Raw genomic sequence first — 217 nt, 5'->3', positions numbered from 1 at the left:
TATTCATTTTCTATACTTGGGCTTACTTCGAAGGCGAGCATTACACGCTGTCAATATTCGAATTGTGCTTCGCCATCATTGCCATTTCTAACGCTTTATATGTAAGAAAAGTCATCAATCCTGAGTATTCCGAATTGATTCTGAGTGGTGTTCTTCTAGTTCAGGGCGTCATCCTATTCTTGTACAGTCACGCCATCCCAGATCGCATCCTCTGGCT

1 pseudogene is annotated in these 217 nt (G+C 42.4%); it reads left to right on the top strand.

Going from position 1 to position 217, the window contains the following annotated elements:
• A pseudogene (locus AB4486_RS23400) lies at positions 1-217 on the top strand (GGDEF domain-containing protein); the annotation flags it as partial.

It is taken from the genome of Vibrio sp. 10N.222.55.C6 (genome assembly GCF_041473395.1).
Classification (GTDB): domain Bacteria; phylum Pseudomonadota; class Gammaproteobacteria; order Enterobacterales; family Vibrionaceae; genus Vibrio; species Vibrio crassostreae_C.
This window is presented reverse-complemented; position numbering and strand designations above follow the sequence as displayed.